The organism is Flavobacterium sp. P1_E4 (assembly GCF_056405915.1).
Genome location: NZ_JBFUBE010000003.1, coordinates 189,748 through 209,729, shown reverse-complemented (window position 1 = coordinate 209,729; position 19,982 = coordinate 189,748). Strand labels below are relative to the sequence as shown.

Sequence of the window (19,982 nt, the reverse complement as noted above, 5' to 3'; positions counted from 1 at the left end):
AATGGAAAAAACTATAGATATTATATGTGTGGGGGAATTGTTGATTGATTGTATCGGTCATCAAGTGAATGCTACTATTAGAGAGACCGAAGATTATCACAGGTATCTTGGCGGTTCACCTACTAATGTGGCTTCAAATGCTGCGATTTTAGGATTGAAATCAGTTTTGGTAGCTACATGCGGGAATGATGGTTTAGGGGATTTCAGTATTCAAAAACTTCAAGAGAAGAAAGTGATTACTAGCCAAATTGCTCAATTGGATGATGCTTCCACTTCAATAATTTTGGTATCCAAGTCCACGGGAACACCTGATTTTATTCCGTATCGCGATGCTGACTTTAAGATTTTTTCAAGTCAGATAACAGAAGATTTATTAAAAAGTGCCAAAATATATCACACGACTTGTTTTGCTTTAAGCAAAAAACCGGCTCAGGAAACTATTGTTGAAAATGCCAAGAAAGCTAAAGCTTTGGGTTTACAAACTAGCATCGATATTAATTTTTCAGAAAGAATTTGGCCTGATCGGGAAGAAGCCAATCAGGTTCTATGTGAGTATTTAGCAACTAATCCTTTTGTAAAATTAAGTGAAGATGACTGTTACCGTCTTTTTGCGGAAGCGAAATCAGAAGATTTTATATTCAACTATTTTCATGGTTTGGGAGCTTCGACAATATGTTTGACCAAAGGAGGAGATGGAGTCGTGTTATCTGATAGAGAAACTGGGATAATTCGTAAACAAGCATTGCCAGTTGCCGAAATAAAAGATACAACCGGAGCAGGAGATGCTTTTTGGACGGGATTTTTATACGCTCAATTGCAAAATAAAAATTGGGAAGAAACGATTACAATTGCCCAAAGATTGGCCGTTTTGAAACTTCAAAATATAGGAGGATTACCAGACGGAATCAATATTCTGGATTATCTAAATGCAGATTTATAAACTAATTTAAACCGTTTTAAATGAAAAACATTACGATTAAACTCGCATTATTTATTAATTATTTTGTTTTTGCTGCCCTTTTGAATAGTGTGGGACTGTTGATTCAAAAGTCTCAAAATATGTATGGCGTTTCAGAAGTACAAGCAAGTGTTTTGGAACCAGCAAAAGATTTGACTATAGCATTTGTAGCCTTTTTGATTGGCTCGTTGCTTCCAAAATTGGGCTATAAAAAGGGAATGTTAATCAGTTTGGCTATCGTTTTTGTTGGCTGTTTTGTAATGTATCTAGGTGATTCATTTTGGAGTGTCATTGTGTTGTTTGCCTGTACAGGATTTTCGTTTGCAATAATCAAAGTGTCAGTTATGGCTTTAATAGGTGTCGTTACCGATACTGAAAAACAGCATAAGGCTTTTATGAGTTATATCGAAAGTGTTTTTATGTTAGGGATTGTGTTTGCCTATGTTATTTTTCCAATGTTTTATAGTGAAACCAATCCGAAAGCTTGGCTCAATGTTTACTTAGTTTTGGCGGGATTGATTGCACTAGTTTTTGTCTTTATTTTGACCTCAAAATTTAATTTGCCCAAAGTAGAAAATCCTAAATCTTTTCAAGAAGATTTTAAAGATATGTTGAGTTTAATGAAAAGGCCTTTGATTCTGCTTTTTGCCGCTTTTGCTTTTATGTATGTAATGACCGAACAAGGAATAATGTCTTGGTTGCCAACGTTTAATCAAAAAGTATTACACCTCAATGAAAGATTAGCAGGGCAAATGGCCGTGATTTTAATGCTTTCGATTGCTTTTGGAAGATTTGTTTCGGGGATAATTGTAAAGAAAATACATTGGTATGTTTTTCTGACCGTTTGTTTATTTGCGGCAGCGAGTTTAGTTGTCTTTGTTCTGCCAATGGCTTCTGGAATTGAGATTAGGGAGATTAATATGTTATCCGAAGTTCCATTAATAGGATTTGTGTTTCCATTAATTGGGTTGTTTTTAGCTCCTATTTATCCTATTGTGAACTCAACAATTATAAGTGCAACTGAGAAGCATTTTCATGGAGCTGTTGCTGGTTTGCTGACTTTTTTTTCCGCAATTGGAGGAACTAGTGGATCTGTGATTATTGGATATTTATTCCAAAAAATAGGAGGAAGTAAAGCGTTCTATTTTTCGCTTATTCCGCTGGGAATTCTTATTGTCGTTTTGTTTTTTATTAACAAATTAAATAAAAAAAATGAAGTTCTTACTTAATATCGAACAAGTGTTTGAAGCGCTGCTGCTTCAAGAAGATACGGATCATGATAAAAAAATAACCAAAGATGATTTTGGTCCAAAAAGATTTTTGTTGGTAGATGAAAATACCAAGGAAGAACAAATTATTGAAGGGACATATCATTTGTCCAATCTGCTTCAAGAATTGGCTGTATTGAAAGAAAATGAAGAGATTTTCGGGGAAGTTGATTTGGATTACATTCAAGAAAATCCAGTAGAAAGAATTTCCAGAAAAATAAAAGAAGATTATTGGGATGAGCTGACCCGAACTATTGATAAAAAAGGGTTGAAACTAATTATCGAAGACGTAAAAACTTCTAATGAAATGGCAACTCTTTATGTTTCAGAAAAAGACTCACAGGGCGTTGCTTATTTTAAAGAATTAGAAAAGGAATTGAATAATTTCGAAGTGGTTGTCATGCCTTCGGTTATTTCGGAAGATTATGTAGCCACATTGGATCATAAGCCAGGGATTTTGGCTTTGGCCTTACAGAAAAAAGTTTACAGTTTGCAAGGAGTTCCTTTTGTCGTGCCTGGAGGAAGATTCAATGAAATGTACGGTTGGGATAGTTACTTTATTGGAGTTGGATTATTGATTGATGGCAAATTAGATAAGGCAATTGCTATTGCAGAGAATTTTAAATATCAAATTTTGCATTACGGAAAAATCTTAAATGCCAATCGCAGCTATTATCTCACCAGAACACAGCCGCCTTTGTATTCTTCATTACTCGTTGCTATTGCCAAAGAGGGTAATGTTGCTCAGGACTGGTTGAGGAGTCATCTGGAAACAGTGATTTTAGAGTACAATACGGTTTGGATGGTAAAGGGAAATAGATTGACACCAACAGGATTAAGTCGCTATAAAGCTGATGGAGTGGGAATGCCTTTTGAGGTTGAACTAGGCCATTTTGATGATGTTTTGGAACCGTATGCAATTAAATATAATTTACCAATTAGAGAATTTGAAAAACAATATTTGGCACGAACGATTACCGATACAGAACTGGATTTGTATTTTGTACACGATCGAAGTATGCGTGAAAGTGGTCACGATACAACCAATCGCTTAATTAATACATGTGCCAATTTGAATTCAGTTGATGTCAATAGTTTTCTGTATAAATATGAAAAAGACATCGAAAATTTAATCATACATTATTTTGAAGGTTCATTTACTTTAGAAAACCTAACATATACTGCGGATGAATGGGCCAAGAAAGCGCAGTTCAGAAAAGAAAAGATGAATGAATTGTGTTGGAATGAAGCTTCAGGTATGTATTTTGATTATGATTTTGTAAACAAAAAACAATTCCCATTTGAAGCAGCAACAACATTTTTTCCGCTTTGGGCAGGATTATGTGATGAGGATCAAGCTCAGAAGTTAGTGGAAAAAGCGTTACCTCTTTTTGTTAAAATGGGCGGAATTACGGGCAGCACTCAAAACAGTTGGTTAGAATCGGATCCAAATGCTCCACAACGACAATGGGATTATCCTTTCGGATGGGCTCCTCACCAAATGCTGTTGTGGGAAGGATTGCTGAAATACGAGTATAATGATAAAGCGCAAGAAATGGTTTATCGTTGGCTTTGGTTAATTACAAAAAATGCAGTGGAATACAACGGAACTATTCCCGAAAAATTTGATTTGGAAACCAGTTCACACAAGGTTTTTGCCGAGTATGGAAATGTCGGGACCGAGTTTGATTATATTGCAAAAGAAGGTTTTGGTTGGGTAAATGCATCGTATCAATATGGATTGCAAATTTTGGATGGTAAATTGATTGAAGAATTGAATCAATTGACATCTCCAGATTTATTATTTGAGTAATTAAAATTTATTGTTTTTTTTACTTTTTGTATATGATTTTTTTCTAAATTTAACTTTCTAAAATTTATCTATTATGACTGTAAATCAAATACTAAGCACAAAAGGGAGAGAAGTTTATTCTATAGTTTCAACCATTACGGTATTCGAAGCCTTGAGAGTCATGGGAGAAAAAAATATAGGAGCTATTCTTGTAATTGAAGATGGAGCTTTAAAAGGAATTCTATCAGAAAGAGATTATGCAAGAAAAATTGTTTTAAAAGACAAGTCTTCAAAGAAAACACCTGTAAGTGAAATCATGGAAAGTGATGTTGTGACCGTTAAGCCATCAGATAATTTGGATTATTGTATGGAATTAATGAGCAAAAGAAGAATCAGACATTTACCAGTGATTGAAAATGGAAATATAATTGGACTTGTTTCAATTGGTGACGTCGTAAAATCTATAATAGAGGTTCAAAAAGAAACCATAAAACATCTGGATTCCTATATTTCACAATAACAGTCAGTTAAAATTATTATTAAGTAGCTACATCATGTGTAGCTATTTTTTTTAGTTATAAATTACCTTAAATTTTAATAAAAGAAACGGATAAAGGCTTCGGTTTTAAAGGAAGTCCGTTACCTTTGTGTATTAGAAAAAAAATAAAAAATGGATAAGAACAGTAAAAGAAGAGAAGCGTTATTGTACCACGCCAAACCTACTCCAGGTAAAATCCAAGTAGTCCCTACCAAAAAATATGCAACACAAAGAGATCTGTCGTTAGCCTATTCTCCAGGTGTTGCAGAACCATGTTTGGAAATTGCAAAAGATGTTAATAATGTTTATAAATATACCGCTAAAGGGAATTTAGTGGCTGTTATCACAAATGGAACCGCCGTTTTGGGACTTGGTAACATTGGGCCAGAAGCTTCAAAACCAGTAATGGAGGGAAAAGGTCTGTTGTTTAAAATATTTTCTGATATTGATGTGTTTGATATCGAAATAGGAACCGAAAATGTTGAAGAATTTATCCAAACGGTAAAAAATATTGCGCCAACTTTTGGGGGAATTAATCTTGAAGATATTAAAGCGCCAGAATCTTTTGAAATCGAGCGTAGACTTGTTGAGGAACTGAATATTCCGGTAATGCATGACGATCAGCATGGAACAGCAATTATATCTTCAGCAGCTTTAATTAATGCATTAGAATTGGCAGATAAAAAAGCAGAAGATGTGAAAATGGTCGTGTCTGGTGCAGGATCTGCAGCTATTGCCTGTGCCGATTTGTATATTTTATTGGGAGTAAAAAGAGAGAATATTTTAATGTTCAATAGTAAAGGTCTTTTAACCAAAGACAATCCTGCTTTGTCTGAATTGCAATTGAAATATGCTGTTGAAGGAGCTTCTCTTACCCTCGAAGAAGCACTGACAGGAGCCGATATTTTCTTAGGATTATCAACTGCAAATGTAATGACTCCAGAAATGTTATTGGCAATGGCAGATAATCCTATTGTTTTTGCTATGGCAAATCCAGATCCGGAAATTGCATACAATCTAGCTATCTCAACACGTAAAGATGTTATTATGGCAACTGGACGTTCTGATCATCCTAATCAAGTTAATAACGTACTTGGATTTCCATATATTTTTAGGGGAGCACTTGATGTTCGTGCTACAAAGATTAACGAGGCTATGAAAATGGCAGCTGTAAAAGCACTTGCCGCGCTTGCAAAAGAAAATGTTCCGGAACAAGTGAATATAGCTTACGGTGCCACTAAATTGGTTTTTGGTAGAGAATATATCATTCCAAAACCTTTTGATCCTAGATTGATTGCTGTAGTTGCACCTGCTGTTGCTAAAGCTGCAATGGAATCGGGTGTAGCATTGAATCCGATAACGGATTGGGAAAAGTATGAAGAAGAACTTTTGAATCGTTTGGGTAATGACAATAAAATGATTCGAATGATTACCAATAGAGCCAAAACTGATCCTAAGAGAATTGTTTTTGCGGAAGCGGAACAATTGGATGTTTTAAAAGCTGCACAAATTGTTTATGAGGAAGGTATTGGGTTCCCAATTTTATTAGGGAATAAAGAAATTATTTTGGAACTAAAGGAAGAGCTTGGCTTTGATGCTGATGTTCAAATTGTAGATCCAAAACTTGACGAAGAACAGGACAGAAGAACAAGATATGCTGTTGAATTATGGGAGTCTAGAAAAAGAAATGGTGTCTCGCTTTTTGATGCTGAAAAGTTCATGAGAGAGAGAAATTATTTCGCTGCTATGATGGTCAATACTGGTGAAGCTGATGCGTTAGTTTCTGGACATTCTAGAAGTTATCCTTCAGTTGTAAAACCGATGTTGCAAATAATTGGTAAGGCTCCGAATGTTTCTTTGGTAGCCACCACAAATATTATGATGACTAATCGTGGTCCGATGTTTTTGTCGGATACAGCGATAAATATAGATCCAACTGCTGAAGAATTGGCTAAAATTGCAGTAATGACTGCCAATACGGCAAAAATGTTTGGAGTTGAGCCTGTGATAGCGATGGTATCGTATTCAAATTTTGGGTCTTCGATAAATAAAAGTGCTACAAAAGTGAAAGAAGCGGTAGCTTATTTACATGAAAATCATCCTGAAATTATTGTTGATGGAGAAGTTCAGGCTGATTTTGCTTTAAATCCAGAGATGTTGTCTGCTAAATTTCCTTTCTCAAAACTTGCAGGGAAAAAAGTAAATACCTTGGTTTTTCCAAACCTAGAATCGGCAAATATTACTTATAAACTCTTGAAAGAGTTGAATAAAGTGGGTTCAATTGGGCCAATCATGATGGGAATGAAAAATCCAGTTCACGTTTTTCAATTGGGCGCCAGTGTTGAAGAGATGGTAAATATGGCTGCAATTGCAGTAATTGATGCACAAGAAAAAAGCATGAGATTGAAAGGGAAATAGATTCAAAATACCCAGAGATTAAAATTTGAGATTTTAAGGTTGAAAACGTAACGTGTTGGTTTATACTTAAAAGTGTAGTCCATTTAACGCAATACATTTGCCTTTTAATCTCAAATTTTTATTATATTTGAACAGATAATTTATTATATGATAGCACATTTACAAGGGAAATTAGTAGAAAAATCACCTACAGATGTTGTGATAGACTGTAATGGAGTTGGTTATCACGTAAATATATCTTTACATACTTATTCATTACTACCTAATTCGGATTTTGTAAAACTTTATACCTATCTTCAAATAAAAGAAGATGCACATACTTTGTTCGGTTTTGTAGAGAAATCGGAAAGAGAAATTTTTAAAATGTTGCTGTCGGTATCCGGAATCGGAGCCAGTATTGCACGAACGATGCTTTCTTCTTTGGAGCCTAAACAAATTATTAATGCGATTGCTTCGGGAGACGTGGTTACCATTCAAAAAATAAAAGGAATTGGTAGTAAAACCGCACAAAGGGTAATTCTTGATTTAAAAGAAAAAGTGTTAAAATTATATGATTTGGATGAAGTTTCAATGTCATTGAGCAATACAAACAAAGATGAGGCGTTATCTGCTCTAGAAGTTCTTGGTTTTGTTAGGAAAACATCTGAAAAAATTATTGAAAAAATTGTCAAAGAAGATCCAGAGGCTACTGTGGAGACAATAATTAAAAAAGCTTTAAAAAATTTATAAAAGACATTAGAAGCCTAATAGATATGCATAAAATTTACATTTTTTTGCTGGTATTTTTTTGTGGTTTTGTATCACAGGCTCAAGTGCAAGGTGTTGTTCAGGATACCGTAAAAAAAGGATATGATGTTGGTGAGGTTCAATTGGCTAATCCTCAAAGTATTTTGTCTGCCTATACGTATGATCCTGTCACGAATACTTATGTCTATACCAATTCTATAGACGATTTCAATATCAATTATCCTATTGTTTTAACTCCTGCAGAGTATGAAAAATTGATGCTAAAAGAATCGATGAATGATTATTTTAGTAAAAAATTGGACGCTATAGATGGGAATAAAGCTGGAAGTGATGCTGCTAAAAAGGATTTGTTACCTCGATACTATATAAAATCAGGACTTTTTGAATCCGTTTTTGGAAGTAATACTATTGATGTAAAACCAACTGGATCTATCGAGATCGATTTGGGGTTATTGTATACCAAACAAGATAATCCGGCATTCTCTCCACGTAATAGAACGAATACTTCATTCGATTTTAATCAAAGGATAAGTATGAGTTTGTTAGGAAAAGTGGGTACAAGACTTCAAGTTAATGCTAATTTTGAYACCCAGTCTACATTTGCYTTTCAAAATTTATTAAARTTAGAATATACCCCGGCGGACGATGATATTATTCGAAAAATTGAAGTTGGGAATGTTAGTATGCCATTAAATAGCACTTTGATTCAAGGAGCTCAAAGTTTATTTGGGGTAAAGACAGAATTACAGTTTGGGAAAACAACTGTTACAGGAGTCTTTTCAGAACAAAAATCACAGGCCAAAAGCGTAATTGCCCAGGGGGGAGGAACAATTCAAGAATTTGAAATGTATGGACTGGATTATGATAATGACCGCCACTTTTTCTTGTCTCAATATTTTAGAGACAAATATGATGCTTCATTAAAAAATTACCCTTTTATTGATTCAAGGGTGCAAATAACAAGGTTGGAAGTTTGGGTTACCAACAAACAAAACCGGGTTAACACAACCAGTAATAATTTAAGAAACATTATAGCACTTCAGGATTTAGGGGAAGGAGAGTTAGCAGACGCAAATGGTAATCCAATAATTGGCAAGCAGAATGAGGTAGTAGTACTAAATCCTATTCCTCCAGGTTTTTTTGTTGACCAACCAGGGCTAAAAAAATCGTATCCATCAGATAATAGAAATAACCTTTATGACCCAGCTTTAATTAAGACCAATTCGGGTTATTTAAATAATAATATTCGTGAAATTGTAACCGCAAGTTCTGGGTTTTCGCCTACAATTACTGTTAGTGAAGGACAAGATTATTCGAAATTGGAAAATGCCAGAAAATTATTGTCTAATGAATATACTTTTAATGCCCAATTGGGATATATCTCCTTGCAACAACGATTAGGGAATGATGAGATTTTGGCAGTAGCTTATCAGTACTCTATTGGTGATCAAGTATATCAGGTAGGTGAGTTTGGAAATGATGGTGTTGAAGCAACAGTAGTAGGGGGAACTCAACCTTCTGATCAAACGATTATTTCTCAGACTTTAATTCTGAAAATGTTAAAAAGTAGTTTGACAAATGTGTCGAATCCAGTTTGGAATTTGATGATGAAAAACATTTATCAAATACAAGGAGCCTATCAATTGCAGCAGGAAGATTTTAGATTAAATATTTTATATAAAAATCCATCGGCCTTAAATTATATTACTCCTGTTGATGGAAGTCCTTTTCCTGCCAATCCAACTCCTGAAAATACGTTAGAAAACACTACATTGTTGAAAGTACTTAATGTGGATAAGTTGAATTATAACAATGATCCACAAGCTGGTGGTGATGGTTTTTTTGATTTTATTCCTGGTTTAACTGTGGATACCCAGAATGGTAGAATTATTTTCACGAGTAAAGAGCCTTTTGGGGAACTGTTGTTTTCGAAATTGAAAAATGAAGGTTCTACAGAAGATTATAATGATGTAAATACCTATAACGAAAATCAAAAAAAATACGTAAATCCTTACATGTACAGAGTTACCCAAGCAGGAGCCATTCAAAATCCCGAAGTGAATAAGTTCCTGTTGCGAGGAAAATATAAATCGGTAGGAGGCGAAGGAATTGCGATTGGAGCGTTCAATGTACCTTTGGGGTCCGTAAAAGTAACTGCTGCGGGAAGGGTGTTGGTTGAAGGGGTTGATTATAGCGTTAATTATCAATTGGGTAGAGTTCAAATTTTGGACCCGTCATTACAGGCATCGAATACCCCAATTGAAATCTCATTAGAAAACAACTCTGTTTTTGGACAACAAACCAGAAGGTTTTTTGGGGTTAATGTAGATCATTTAATATCAGAAAATTTTATGGTTGGGGCTACTTTTCTAAATATGAAAGAGAAGCCTTTTACACAAAAATCAAGTTATGGTCAAGAATCTGTAAATAATAGTATTTTTGGATTGCACGGAAATTTTTCATCGCAAGTTCCTTTTTTTACTCGTTTGGTTAATAAATTGCCAAATATTGATACCGATGTTCCTTCCAATATTTCAGTAAGTGGTGAATTTGCTTATTTGATGCCTAATGCATCCGATGGTGATAAGTTTCAGGGCGAATCTACTATTTATGTTGATGATTTTGAAAGCTCTCAGTCCTCTATTGATTTGCGTTCTCCTTATGCTTGGACCATGTCTTCAACTCCAGAGAATAACACGACAAGTCCCTATAATTTTAATGGGAATTTAGATGGTTTGGATTATGGTTTCAAAAGAGCCAAATTATCGTGGTACACTATAGATCCTGTTTTTTATACTTCAAAACCATCTGGAATAACAAATGATGATTTATCCTTGAATTCGACGCGGAGGGTTTATAGTGATGAATTGTATCCATTGACAGATATTGTGCAAGGTCAATCTCTTGTGGTTAGTACGCTAGACATGAGTTATTACCCAAAGGATCGTGGGCCTTACAATAATTCCTCGACTGTCGCAGACAATCCCAATGAAAATTTTGGAGGAATTGTGAGATCGTTAAGTTCTACCAATTTTGAACAAAGTAACGTAGAATATATTCAGTTTTGGGTAATGGATCCTTATGTCGGTGCTGGGAGCGTCCCAAAATCAAACACTGGAAAAGTCTATTTCAATCTTGGGGAAATTTCAGAAGATGTTCTGAAAGACGGTCGTAAAGTGTATGAAAACGGTTTTGGTCCAGATCAGATTTTAGTAAAACCTCCTACAGTATGGGGAAATGCGCCAGCCTCCCAATCATTAATTTATGCTTTTGATAATAATGAGGGCAATCGTACCAATCAAGATATTGGACTAGACGGGCTACCTTCCAGTCAAGAAGGAACGAAATATGATAATTATGCTGGAGAACCCGATCCAGCAGGAGATGACTATATTTATTATTTAAATACCTCTGGAAGTGTTTTAGACCGTTATAGAAATTACAATGGAGTCGATGGAAATTCAAACGTTAACATTAATTCTGCTAACAGGGGTTCTTCAACAGTTCCTGATGTTGAAGATGTGAATAGGGATAATACAATGAACACTATCAATGCCTATTATGAATACAGCGTTGACATGAAACCAGATATGCAAGTTGGACAAAATTATATTGCGGATGTAAGAAATACTACTGTTACTTTGCCGAATGGTAGTTCAACCGAAGCAAGATGGATTCAATTTAAAATTCCGATTTCACAGCCAGAAAACACCATTGGGAAAATTTCGGATTTTAGATCTATCCGATTCATGAGAATGTTTATGACTAAGTTCACGGATGAAGTTACTTTACGTTTTGGAGCATTGGATTTGATAAGAGGTGAATGGAGACGTTATACTCAAGCATTAGATTTTAATGATTTGAATGTAGACGATGATGGGACTGTTTTTGAAACAGCGTCAGTAAACATTGAAGAGAATTCAAGTAGATGCCCAATAAATTATGTGACTCCACCAAGTGTAGTAAGAGAGCAATTGTATAATAACAATACAGTTATCAATCAGAATGAGCAATCCTTATCGATGAAGGTTTCTGGAAATGGGCTTGAGCCGTTGGATGGACGTGGAGCTTTCAAAAATTTCAATATTGATATGCGTCAATATAATAAGCTTAAAATGTTCCTGCATGCAGAATCTTTACCGGAGGAGACAGCTTTGCAAGACAATCAAATGGTGGCATTCTTGCGTTTTGGAGCGGATTATTCGAATGATTTTTATCAAGTAGAAATCCCTTTGAAGGTTACTGTGGCATCTGCTTCCGGAGGGAAAGATTGTCCGCCATTGAGTGCAGACTTAGTATGGCCATCAGATAATGAAATAGATTTGTCTTTGGAATTATTAACCAATTTAAAGCTTAGGTCTTTAAAAATAGATAAATCTACTTTGCCAGCAGATGGTATTTATTATTCTGATGATGATCCAAATGAAGCTGATGGTGATGGAAACAGTAAACTGCGTTTAGGAATCAAAGGAAATCCCAATTTAGGTTTGATTCGAAACATAATGCTAGGTTTAAAAAGTAATGAACTTCATCAAGATATAAAAGGAGAAGTTTGGTTCAATGAACTTCGTTTGGCTGATATGGATAATAAAGGAGGTATTGCAGCTTTGTTAAACGTGGATACTAACTTTGCCGATCTGGCCACAGTTTCATTAACTGGTAATATCAAAAATTTTGGTTTTGGTACTATTGAACAAGGTCCTAATGAAAGAAGTCGAGAGGATATTCAACAGTATAATGTTGTAACCAATATTAATTTAGGTAAGTTTTTGCCTAAAAAATGGGGAGTTAACGTGCCTTTTAATTATTCTATTGGAGAAGAAGTTATTAAGCCAGAATACGATCCTTTTTATGAGGATATAAAGCTGAAACAAGTTTTGGATGATGCCGAAACCGATGCCGAAAGAAAAAGTAAATTGGATCAAGCAATTGATTATACTAAGAGAAAAAGTATTAATTTGATTGGAGTGCGAAAAGAAAGAAGTGCAGAAAAGAAACCTATGCCATATGATGCTGAAAATTTCACTTTTTCGCAATATTATAATGAAGTAGAACGTCACGATTTTGAAGTTGAAAAGAATGTGGATCAGCAATCTAGGACTACTGTTGATTATGCTTTTGCTTTTCAGCCAAAACCAATTGAGCCTTTTCAAAAAACTAAGTTCGTATCAAAAAGTAGTTATTGGAAATTTTTGAAGGATTTTAATTTTAATTATTTGCCTTCAAATATTACTTTTAATACCAATGTGGTTAGACAAAGTAATGAACAGCAATTTAGACAAGTAGAAGATATAGGTATTGGTTTCGAACCATTATACAGAAGAAATTTTGGATTTAATTACCAATATGGCTTTAATTTTAATTTGACAAAATCATTAAAAATAAATTATACAGCTGCTTCAAGAAACTTAGTAAAGAATTATTTGAATGCCGACGATCAACCTATGAATGATGTGACTATTTGGGATGGCTACTTCGATACAGGAACTGCCAATTTTCATATGCAACAGTTTATTTTGAATTATGAAATTCCTTTTGATAAAATACCAGTTTTAAGTTTTATAAAGGCTAATTATTCTTATACCGGTGATTACAGTTGGCAACAATCTTCTGAGGCATTGAGTAAAGTCCCAATTGGAGATTTGGTTTATGATTTGGGAAATACAGTGCAGAATGCGAGAACAACTAATTTTAGTACTACATTCAATATGGAAACTTTGTATAAGTATATAGGGATTTCCAAAAGTTCAGCAAATAAGCCAAAACCTATTGAAGCTCCAAAGCCAGGAGAAAAAGTTGTGAAAACAGATCCATTAAAAAAAATTAACCAAAATCAGTTTATAGATGGATTGAAAGGTATATTGACTAGTATAAAAACTATCAATCTTAGTTTTGCTGAGAACCAAGGAACTGTTCTGCCTGGGTATATTCCAAGTGTTGGATTCTTTGGGTCTTCTAAGCCTACTTTGGGTTTTGTTTTTGGTAGCCAAAGTGATGTGCGATATGAAGCTGCAAAAAATGGATGGTTGACAACTTACCAGGAATTCAATCAAAACTATACCAAAATCAATAAACAAGATTTTAAAGGTTCTGTCAATTTGGAGTTAACACCAGATTTTAAAATTGATTTATTAGGAGATCGTTCCTATTCCGAAAATTTTTCAGAACAATATGACGTGGGTGCAGATGGAGGTTATAATCCAAGGTCTCCATATAATTTTGGAATTTTCTCAATTTCTACAGTATTGATAGGAACTTCTTTTTCTACAAGTAATGAAAGTAGGTCTTCGGCTTTTGATGAGTTTAGAAAAAACAGACTTATTGTTGCCAATAGGCTAGCAACCGAAAAAGGAATCGATATTAATAATCCAGCAAGTCTTGATTCGAAAGGATATCCTATTGGGTACTCCAGTTCCAATCAGGCTGTTTTGTTGCCTGCATTTTTAGCTGCTTATTCTGGTACTAGTGCTGATCATGTTTCATTTGATATTTTTAAGAGTTTTCCATTGCCTAATTGGGCTATTAAATATACTGGATTGATGAGATATGGCTTTTTCAAGAAAAATTTTAAACGTTTTTCTTTGCAACAAAACTATAGAGCGTCTTATACGGTAAATTCTTTTAGATCGAATTTTAATTATACAAAGAATCCTAATGGTGTAGATGATAGCGGGAATTTTTATAATCCTATCATTATGTCAAATGTTACTTTGGTTGAACAATTTAATCCGTTGTTGAGAGTTGATTTTGAGTTAAAAAATTCTTTCAAATTACTGGCGCAAATTAATAAGGATAGGGCTTTGTCTATGAGTTTTGATAATAATTTATTGACTGAAGTTCATGGAGTTGAATACGTGGCAGGCTTAGGATATCGTATAAAGGATGTTACTTTCTCTTCCAGATTGGCGGATAATCCAATGGGTGTCATAAAAAGTGATATTAACATTAAGGTTGATTTGACTTATAGAGACAACCAAACGATTGTTCGTTATTTAGATTACGATAATAATCAGTTGGGTGGAGGGCAAAACATATGGACATTGAATACTACAGCCGATTATTCTTTGAGTAAAAACTTAACCATAATTTTTTATTACAATCACTCTTTCTCAAAACCGGTTATTTCAACTTCGTTTCCACTAACGAATATTAGTTCAGGATTTACTTTCCGTTATAGTTTTGGAAATTAATTTTTGAAAATCTAAACCATAATTGTGCATAAGATTGTTACATTTGTACAAAAAATAAGTATTAATTATCAATTATCATTTTTATGAGCATACCAGCAAATTTAAAATACACAAAAGATCACGAATGGGTTAGTCTTGAAGGAGATGTTGCTACAGTGGGAATCACTCATTTTGCACAAAAGGAATTAGGAGATATTGTATATGTTGAAGTTGAAACATTGGATCAAACTTTAGATAGAGATGAAGTTTTTGGAACGGTTGAAGCTGTGAAAACAGTATCTGATTTGTTTCTTCCTTTGTCTGGAGAAATTATTGCATTCAATGATGCTTTAGAAAGTAATCCAGAAAGTGTAAATTCAGATCCTTATGGTGCTGGATGGATGATTAAAGTAAAAATTTCTAATCCTTCAGAAGTTGAAGAGTTGCTTTCAAGTGAAGCGTATAAAGAACTTATTGGTGCCTAAATATTTATTGTTTTTAGCTGCATTACTATGGACAGGAATTGTGAGTTATTTTTGTTTAGTCAACTCAAATGAAATCCCTACGATAAACATTCCAAATCTAGACAAGTGTATTCATACTTTCTTTCATTTAGTATTTACTTTTGTTTGGTTCTTGTTTTTTAGTAAACAGTTGCAAAGTAACACGATATTCAAACCTTTGGTTTATTCTGTTGTGTTTTCATTTATTTTTGGAATAACGATAGAAATATTGCAGGAATTAGTAACTACAACTAGAAGTGCAGATATTTTTGATGTTGTGGCCAATGTAATTGGAGCGCTAATAGCTGTTTTTATAGTTGTGATTTGTAATAAATACAATATGTTTAATTCAATATTAAATAAATAATACCCACTTCGGTGGGTTTTTTTATTTTGTATGATTTACCATTGAGGTCATATCGTTCGAATAATGTAATTTTACGGTTTTTAACTTCTTAAATGCTAAAGATGAACATTAGGGATTATTTGGATTCTACCTATTTGAAAACTGATGCTCAAGCTTGTTTGAGTGAAAGTGAGAATATTGTTGTAGCAAAGGGTTTTATTCAAGAAGCCATAGACGAAGGTTTTAAATTGATAATGATCCGTCCTGATAGAGTTACACTTGCAAAGCAAATGATTGTTGCGGCAGGGTCAAAAGTATCGATAGGAACAGTGATAGATTTTCCTGAGGGAAAATCTTCTTTGGATAAAAAATTGGAAGAAGCTATTGAATGTATCCAAAATGGTGCAGATGATTTGGATTATGTTTGCAATTATGAAGCTTTCAAAGCGGGTGATATTGACTTAGTTAAAGAAGAGATTCTTAAAGGTACTCAACTAGGATTGAACCATAATAAAACAGTAAAATGGATTATTGAAGTGGCTGCGCTCAATGAATTACAAATTGCACAATTGTCTGCGTTGATAAAAAATGTGGTGATTTTTAATTTTAAAGAAGAGTCATATAGTTCTGTTTTTGTGAAATCTTCAACAGGTTTTTATAAAACAGAAAATAATTTACCTAATGGGGCAACTGTTCCTTCTATTAAAATAATGCTTGAAAATGCATCTCCACTCCCCGTTAAAGCGGCTGGTGGAGTAAGAACATATGACGAAGCTATGCAAATGGTTGAGCTTGGTGTAAAACGGATTGGGACTTCTGGTGCCAAAGCGATCGTAAATGGAGAAGAGTCTTCTTCTCAGTATTGATTAGATATAAAATTCAAATGATTAAAAACTTTATCTTTCTTTTTGTTTTCTTTAGTGCGTTGATTGGGAAGGCACAAACTCCAACTTCGAATCAATTGGAATCCTCCGATGAGCGTTTTCCTGTTTTTTCTAATTGTCAAAATTTACAGGGTGATGATTTGAAAAACTGCTTCTATAATGAAGTGCAACAATTTGTTTATCATAATTTCAAAGTACCAGAAAAATTACAACAGAGCAATTATAAAGGACTTGTTAAAGTGCTTTTTGAAGTTGATATTACTGGTGCATTTAAGGTGCTATATGTGAATTCTAACAATGAAGAACTTATTACTGAAACCAAAAGGGTTTTTAGTGGTTTTCCTAAAATTGGACCGCCTACTTATGCTGGAAACCCAACCTATTCAAAGTTCAATATAAGTATAGATATCCCTTTGTTGTCTCCTGAAGAAATAGCGACTGCAGCTTTGGCTAAAAAAGAAAATATCAACGTGAATGCAGGTTTGACAGAGTTGGATAGTATTGTTTATAAACGTTTTGATAATCCTCAATTTTCAAGCCATTTAAATATTCCTTTTTCGCATAGTTACTATGCCCAATTTGATGGTGAAATGAATCAGATAGGAAGTAATAATCATACTGCATCAAAGCCATATACTTATGTCGAGGTTGAAAAATATTATAATTTTCAAAAAGTTAATGCTAGCCTTAAGAAGAATAAGTCAAGTTGGTGGGGACGAAAAGTATGGAATGAAAATTTAGCTGAAATTAAAGGAGAAGGATATTGGTTTGCTTTGAATTTTTTATTTAATGTTCAGGGGGGGATCTCTAATCCAAGTTCAACAGATTATACATTTGTAAATACAAGAGCACTTAATTTTAAAGGAGGTCTTGGCAATCATTTGAATTTTACAACTACTTTTTATGAAAGTCAAGGGCGTTTTGCTGATTATTATAATGATTATGCAAATTCAATAAAACCTTCTGGGGGTAATCCCGCGATTATACCAGGAATTGGTATTGCAAAATCGTATAATTCGGATGCTTATGATTTCCCTATGGCCGATGCAAATATTTCCTATAATGCTGCAAAATTTTTGGATTTGCAATTGGGTTATGGTAAAAATTTTATAGGTGATGGTTATCGTTCCTTGTTCTTGAGTGATGGAGCGAGTCCTTATCCTTTTTTTAAGATTGATGCCAATTTTTGGAAAGTTAAATATACAGTTGATTATATGTGGTTAAAGGATGTTCGTCCCGATGTTACTGTTGATAAAACGTATGCTTCCAAATATATGGTGAGCCATTATTTGAGTTGGAATGTTTCAAATCGATTGAATTTAGGATTTTTTGAATCAGCTGTCTGGACAAACAGTAATGGTAGAGGTTTTGATGCGAATTTTATTAATCCGATTGTTTTTTATAGAGCAGTTGAATTTTCTTCTTCTTCCAGAAGTGGTAATGCTGTTTTGGGATTGAGCTATAAATATAAATGGAATAAACAAGTAAATCTATACGGTCAACTTCTTATTGATGAGTTTTCTACTGGTGATATTTTTGGTGGAGAAAATAGTTGGAAAAATAAATTGGGTTACCAATTAGGCGCGAAATATTTCAATGCATTTCATGTGGATAATCTGCAGTTGCAAGTGGAATTTAATCATGTTCGTCCTTATGTGTACTCACATAGCGATCCAATTACAAATTATGCCCATAACAATCAAAGTTTGGGTCATCAATGGGGAGGTAATTTTCAGGAGTTAGTTTTGTTGGCTTATTATCATAAGGATAGATTTTATTCAAATGCGAAACTTACTTGGGGCAAGAGAGGTTTCGATTTTGATACTGCTGATAATAGCTACAATTATGGACAAAATATCTATAAGGACTATGATATTAATAGACCGTATGATACTGGAGTAACTGTAGGACAAGGGAATAAAACAAATGTTTTTATCTCAGAAGTTCAGGTGGGTTATCTTGTAAATCCAGCTACTAATTTGAAGTTTTTTGGGAATTTTTTATATCGCGATTTTGATCCAACAACCAATACTGCGACAGTTTTTAAAGAACAAACGACCTGGTTTACTATTGGTTTTAGATCAGATGTATTTAATTGGTATTTTGATTATTAGTAAATTTATTTAGAAAGAGTTTTTTTTGAATTAATTTAAAATTAATAAAATGATAAAAAAGATATTGACTTTCTTTCTAGTAATCTCATGCTTAAGTTTGCAGGCTCAAAAAAGCAAAAAATTATCGGTTCTTGCATATTATACCGGTGATGAGAAGCAGATAAATGATTTTGAAGTTGAAAAATTGACTCATATAATTTATAGTTTTTGTCATCTTAAAGACGGGAAATTAAATGTAGATACAGCTAAAGATTCTATTGCAATCAAATATTTAGTTTCATTAAAATCCAAATATCCTCAACTAAAAATAATGTTATCCTTAGGTGGTTGGGGAGGTTGCGAAAACTGTTCGAAGACTTTTTCAACAGAAGCAGGGAGAACTGTTTTTGCCAAGTCAGTAAAAGAAGTTAATGACTATTTTAAGACTGATGGTTTGGATTTGGATTGGGAATATCCAACTATAGAAGGTTTTTCGGGACACTTATATCAGACAGCAGACAAGAAAAATTTCACGGAGTTGGTAAAAGTTTTAAGAGCTGAATTGGGGAGCTCTAACGAATTGAGTTTTGCAGCAGGAGGATTTCAAAAATATTTAGACGAGTCTATAGAGTGGCAATTGGTAATGCCTCTTGTGGATCGTGTAAATATAATGAGTTATGACTTAGTGAATGGATATTCGAAAACAACAGGACATCATACACCTCTTTTTAGTGCCAATAATAATGAAGAATCTACAGATAAAGCAGTCAAATATTTGTTGAAATTAGGAATTCCAGCTCATAAATTAGTTATTGGAGCAGCATTTTATACTCGAACATGGAAAAATGTTGAGGACGTTAATAACGGATTGTATCAACCAGGATTACATGTGGAAGGAGTGAGTTTTAAAAATTTTAATGATTCATTGAGTAAGAAAAAAGGGTGGAAGTATTTTTGGGATAAAAAAGCAAAGGCGCCATATTGGTATAATAAGAAACAGAAAATGTTTGCAACAAGTGATGATATTGCCTCTGTGAAAGCTAAAACGTCTTATGTTATAAAATATAAATTAGGAGGTATCATGTTTTGGGAACTTGGTTTGGATGCCACTAGAAATGGTATGGTGAATGCTATTTACGAATCAAAAACTAAGTAATCGTTTGTGCTTTACTTGGGTTCTGTATAATAAAGGCGTTTTGATTCTATAGTAATGTTGCTTGGTAATAATATTTCTTTGAAGAACTTAATTAAACAGTAAAAACCGAC

Annotated in this window: 12 protein-coding genes; all 12 read left to right on the top strand. The window is 33.8% G+C overall.

All coding sequences use genetic code 11. The features are described from left to right. Position 1 precedes the first annotated feature (1 nt). Positions 2-940, top strand: coding sequence for a carbohydrate kinase family protein (locus AC1DY0_RS04565; RefSeq protein WP_477187482.1), 939 nt, complete (start codon positions 2-4; stop codon positions 938-940). A gap of 20 nt (positions 941-960) precedes the next feature. After that, positions 961-2,187: an MFS transporter gene (locus tag AC1DY0_RS04560; protein WP_477187481.1), complete on the top strand. Its 1,227-nt coding sequence runs from the start codon at positions 961-963 to the stop codon at positions 2,185-2,187. Next, entirely contained in the window at positions 2,171-4,039 is a 1,869-nt protein-coding gene (locus AC1DY0_RS04555) for a trehalase family glycosidase (RefSeq protein WP_477187480.1), read from the top strand. Before AC1DY0_RS04560 ends, AC1DY0_RS04555 begins: the two co-directional genes overlap by 17 nt. Before the next feature lie 73 nt (positions 4,040-4,112). Next, positions 4,113-4,538: a CBS domain-containing protein gene (locus tag AC1DY0_RS04550; protein ID WP_111409780.1), complete on the top strand. Its 426-nt coding sequence runs from the start codon at positions 4,113-4,115 to the stop codon at positions 4,536-4,538. Positions 4,539-4,688: 150 nt separating this feature from the next. After that, on the top strand, positions 4,689-6,974 hold the full coding sequence (locus tag AC1DY0_RS04545; protein ID WP_477187479.1) for an NADP-dependent malic enzyme: 2,286 nt from the start codon (positions 4,689-4,691) through the stop codon (positions 6,972-6,974). A gap of 147 nt (positions 6,975-7,121) precedes the next feature. Further along, entirely contained in the window at positions 7,122-7,703 is a 582-nt protein-coding gene (gene ruvA, locus AC1DY0_RS04540; protein ID WP_477187478.1) for a Holliday junction branch migration protein RuvA, read from the top strand. 23 nt (positions 7,704-7,726) lie between these two features. Continuing rightward, positions 7,727-14,911 carry a T9SS outer membrane translocon Sov/SprA gene (gene sov / locus AC1DY0_RS04535; protein ID WP_477187477.1) on the top strand — a complete coding sequence of 2,395 codons (7,185 nt, stop codon included), beginning with the start codon at positions 7,727-7,729 and terminating at the stop codon, positions 14,909-14,911. A gap of 83 nt (positions 14,912-14,994) precedes the next feature. Continuing rightward, positions 14,995-15,375, top strand: a complete 381-nt coding sequence (gene gcvH, locus AC1DY0_RS04530; protein WP_477187476.1) for a glycine cleavage system protein GcvH — start codon at positions 14,995-14,997, stop codon at positions 15,373-15,375. Beyond that, positions 15,368-15,760, top strand: coding sequence for a VanZ family protein (locus AC1DY0_RS04525; protein WP_477187475.1), 393 nt, complete (start codon positions 15,368-15,370; stop codon positions 15,758-15,760). The genes gcvH and AC1DY0_RS04525 overlap by 8 nt, the downstream gene beginning before the upstream one ends. A 101-nt stretch (positions 15,761-15,861) precedes the next feature. Next, a complete protein-coding gene (deoC, locus tag AC1DY0_RS04520) occupies positions 15,862-16,605 on the top strand; it encodes a deoxyribose-phosphate aldolase (RefSeq protein ID WP_477187474.1) in 744 nt (247 codons plus the stop codon). Between the two features lie 17 nt (positions 16,606-16,622). Continuing rightward, a complete protein-coding gene (locus tag AC1DY0_RS04515) occupies positions 16,623-18,737 on the top strand; it encodes a gliding motility protein RemB (RefSeq protein ID WP_477187473.1) in 2,115 nt (704 codons plus the stop codon). 49 nt (positions 18,738-18,786) lie between these two features. Beyond that, a complete protein-coding gene (locus AC1DY0_RS04510) occupies positions 18,787-19,872 on the top strand; it encodes a glycoside hydrolase family 18 protein (protein ID WP_477187472.1) in 1,086 nt (361 codons plus the stop codon). Positions 19,873-19,982 lie beyond the last annotated feature (110 nt).

Bases quoted from the DNA above. Each gene is read 5' to 3' on its own strand.
- deoC (WP_477187474.1), top strand. From the start codon at position 15,862: ATGAACATTAGGGATTATTTGGATTCTACCTATTTGAAAACTGATGCT.
- gcvH (WP_477187476.1), top strand. From the start codon at position 14,995: ATGAGCATACCAGCAAATTTAAAATACACAAAAGATCACGAATGGGTT.
- AC1DY0_RS04545 (WP_477187479.1), top strand. From the start codon at position 4,689: ATGGATAAGAACAGTAAAAGAAGAGAAGCGTTATTGTACCACGCCAAA.
- AC1DY0_RS04510 (WP_477187472.1), top strand. From the start codon at position 18,787: ATGATAAAAAAGATATTGACTTTCTTTCTAGTAATCTCATGCTTAAGT.
- AC1DY0_RS04565 (WP_477187482.1), top strand. From the start codon at position 2: ATGGAAAAAACTATAGATATTATATGTGTGGGGGAATTGTTGATTGAT.
- AC1DY0_RS04560 (WP_477187481.1), top strand. From the start codon at position 961: ATGAAAAACATTACGATTAAACTCGCATTATTTATTAATTATTTTGTT.
- ruvA (WP_477187478.1), top strand. From the start codon at position 7,122: ATGATAGCACATTTACAAGGGAAATTAGTAGAAAAATCACCTACAGAT.
- AC1DY0_RS04550 (WP_111409780.1), top strand. From the start codon at position 4,113: ATGACTGTAAATCAAATACTAAGCACAAAAGGGAGAGAAGTTTATTCT.
- AC1DY0_RS04515 (WP_477187473.1), top strand. From the start codon at position 16,623: ATGATTAAAAACTTTATCTTTCTTTTTGTTTTCTTTAGTGCGTTGATT.
- AC1DY0_RS04555 (WP_477187480.1), top strand. From the start codon at position 2,171: ATGAAGTTCTTACTTAATATCGAACAAGTGTTTGAAGCGCTGCTGCTT.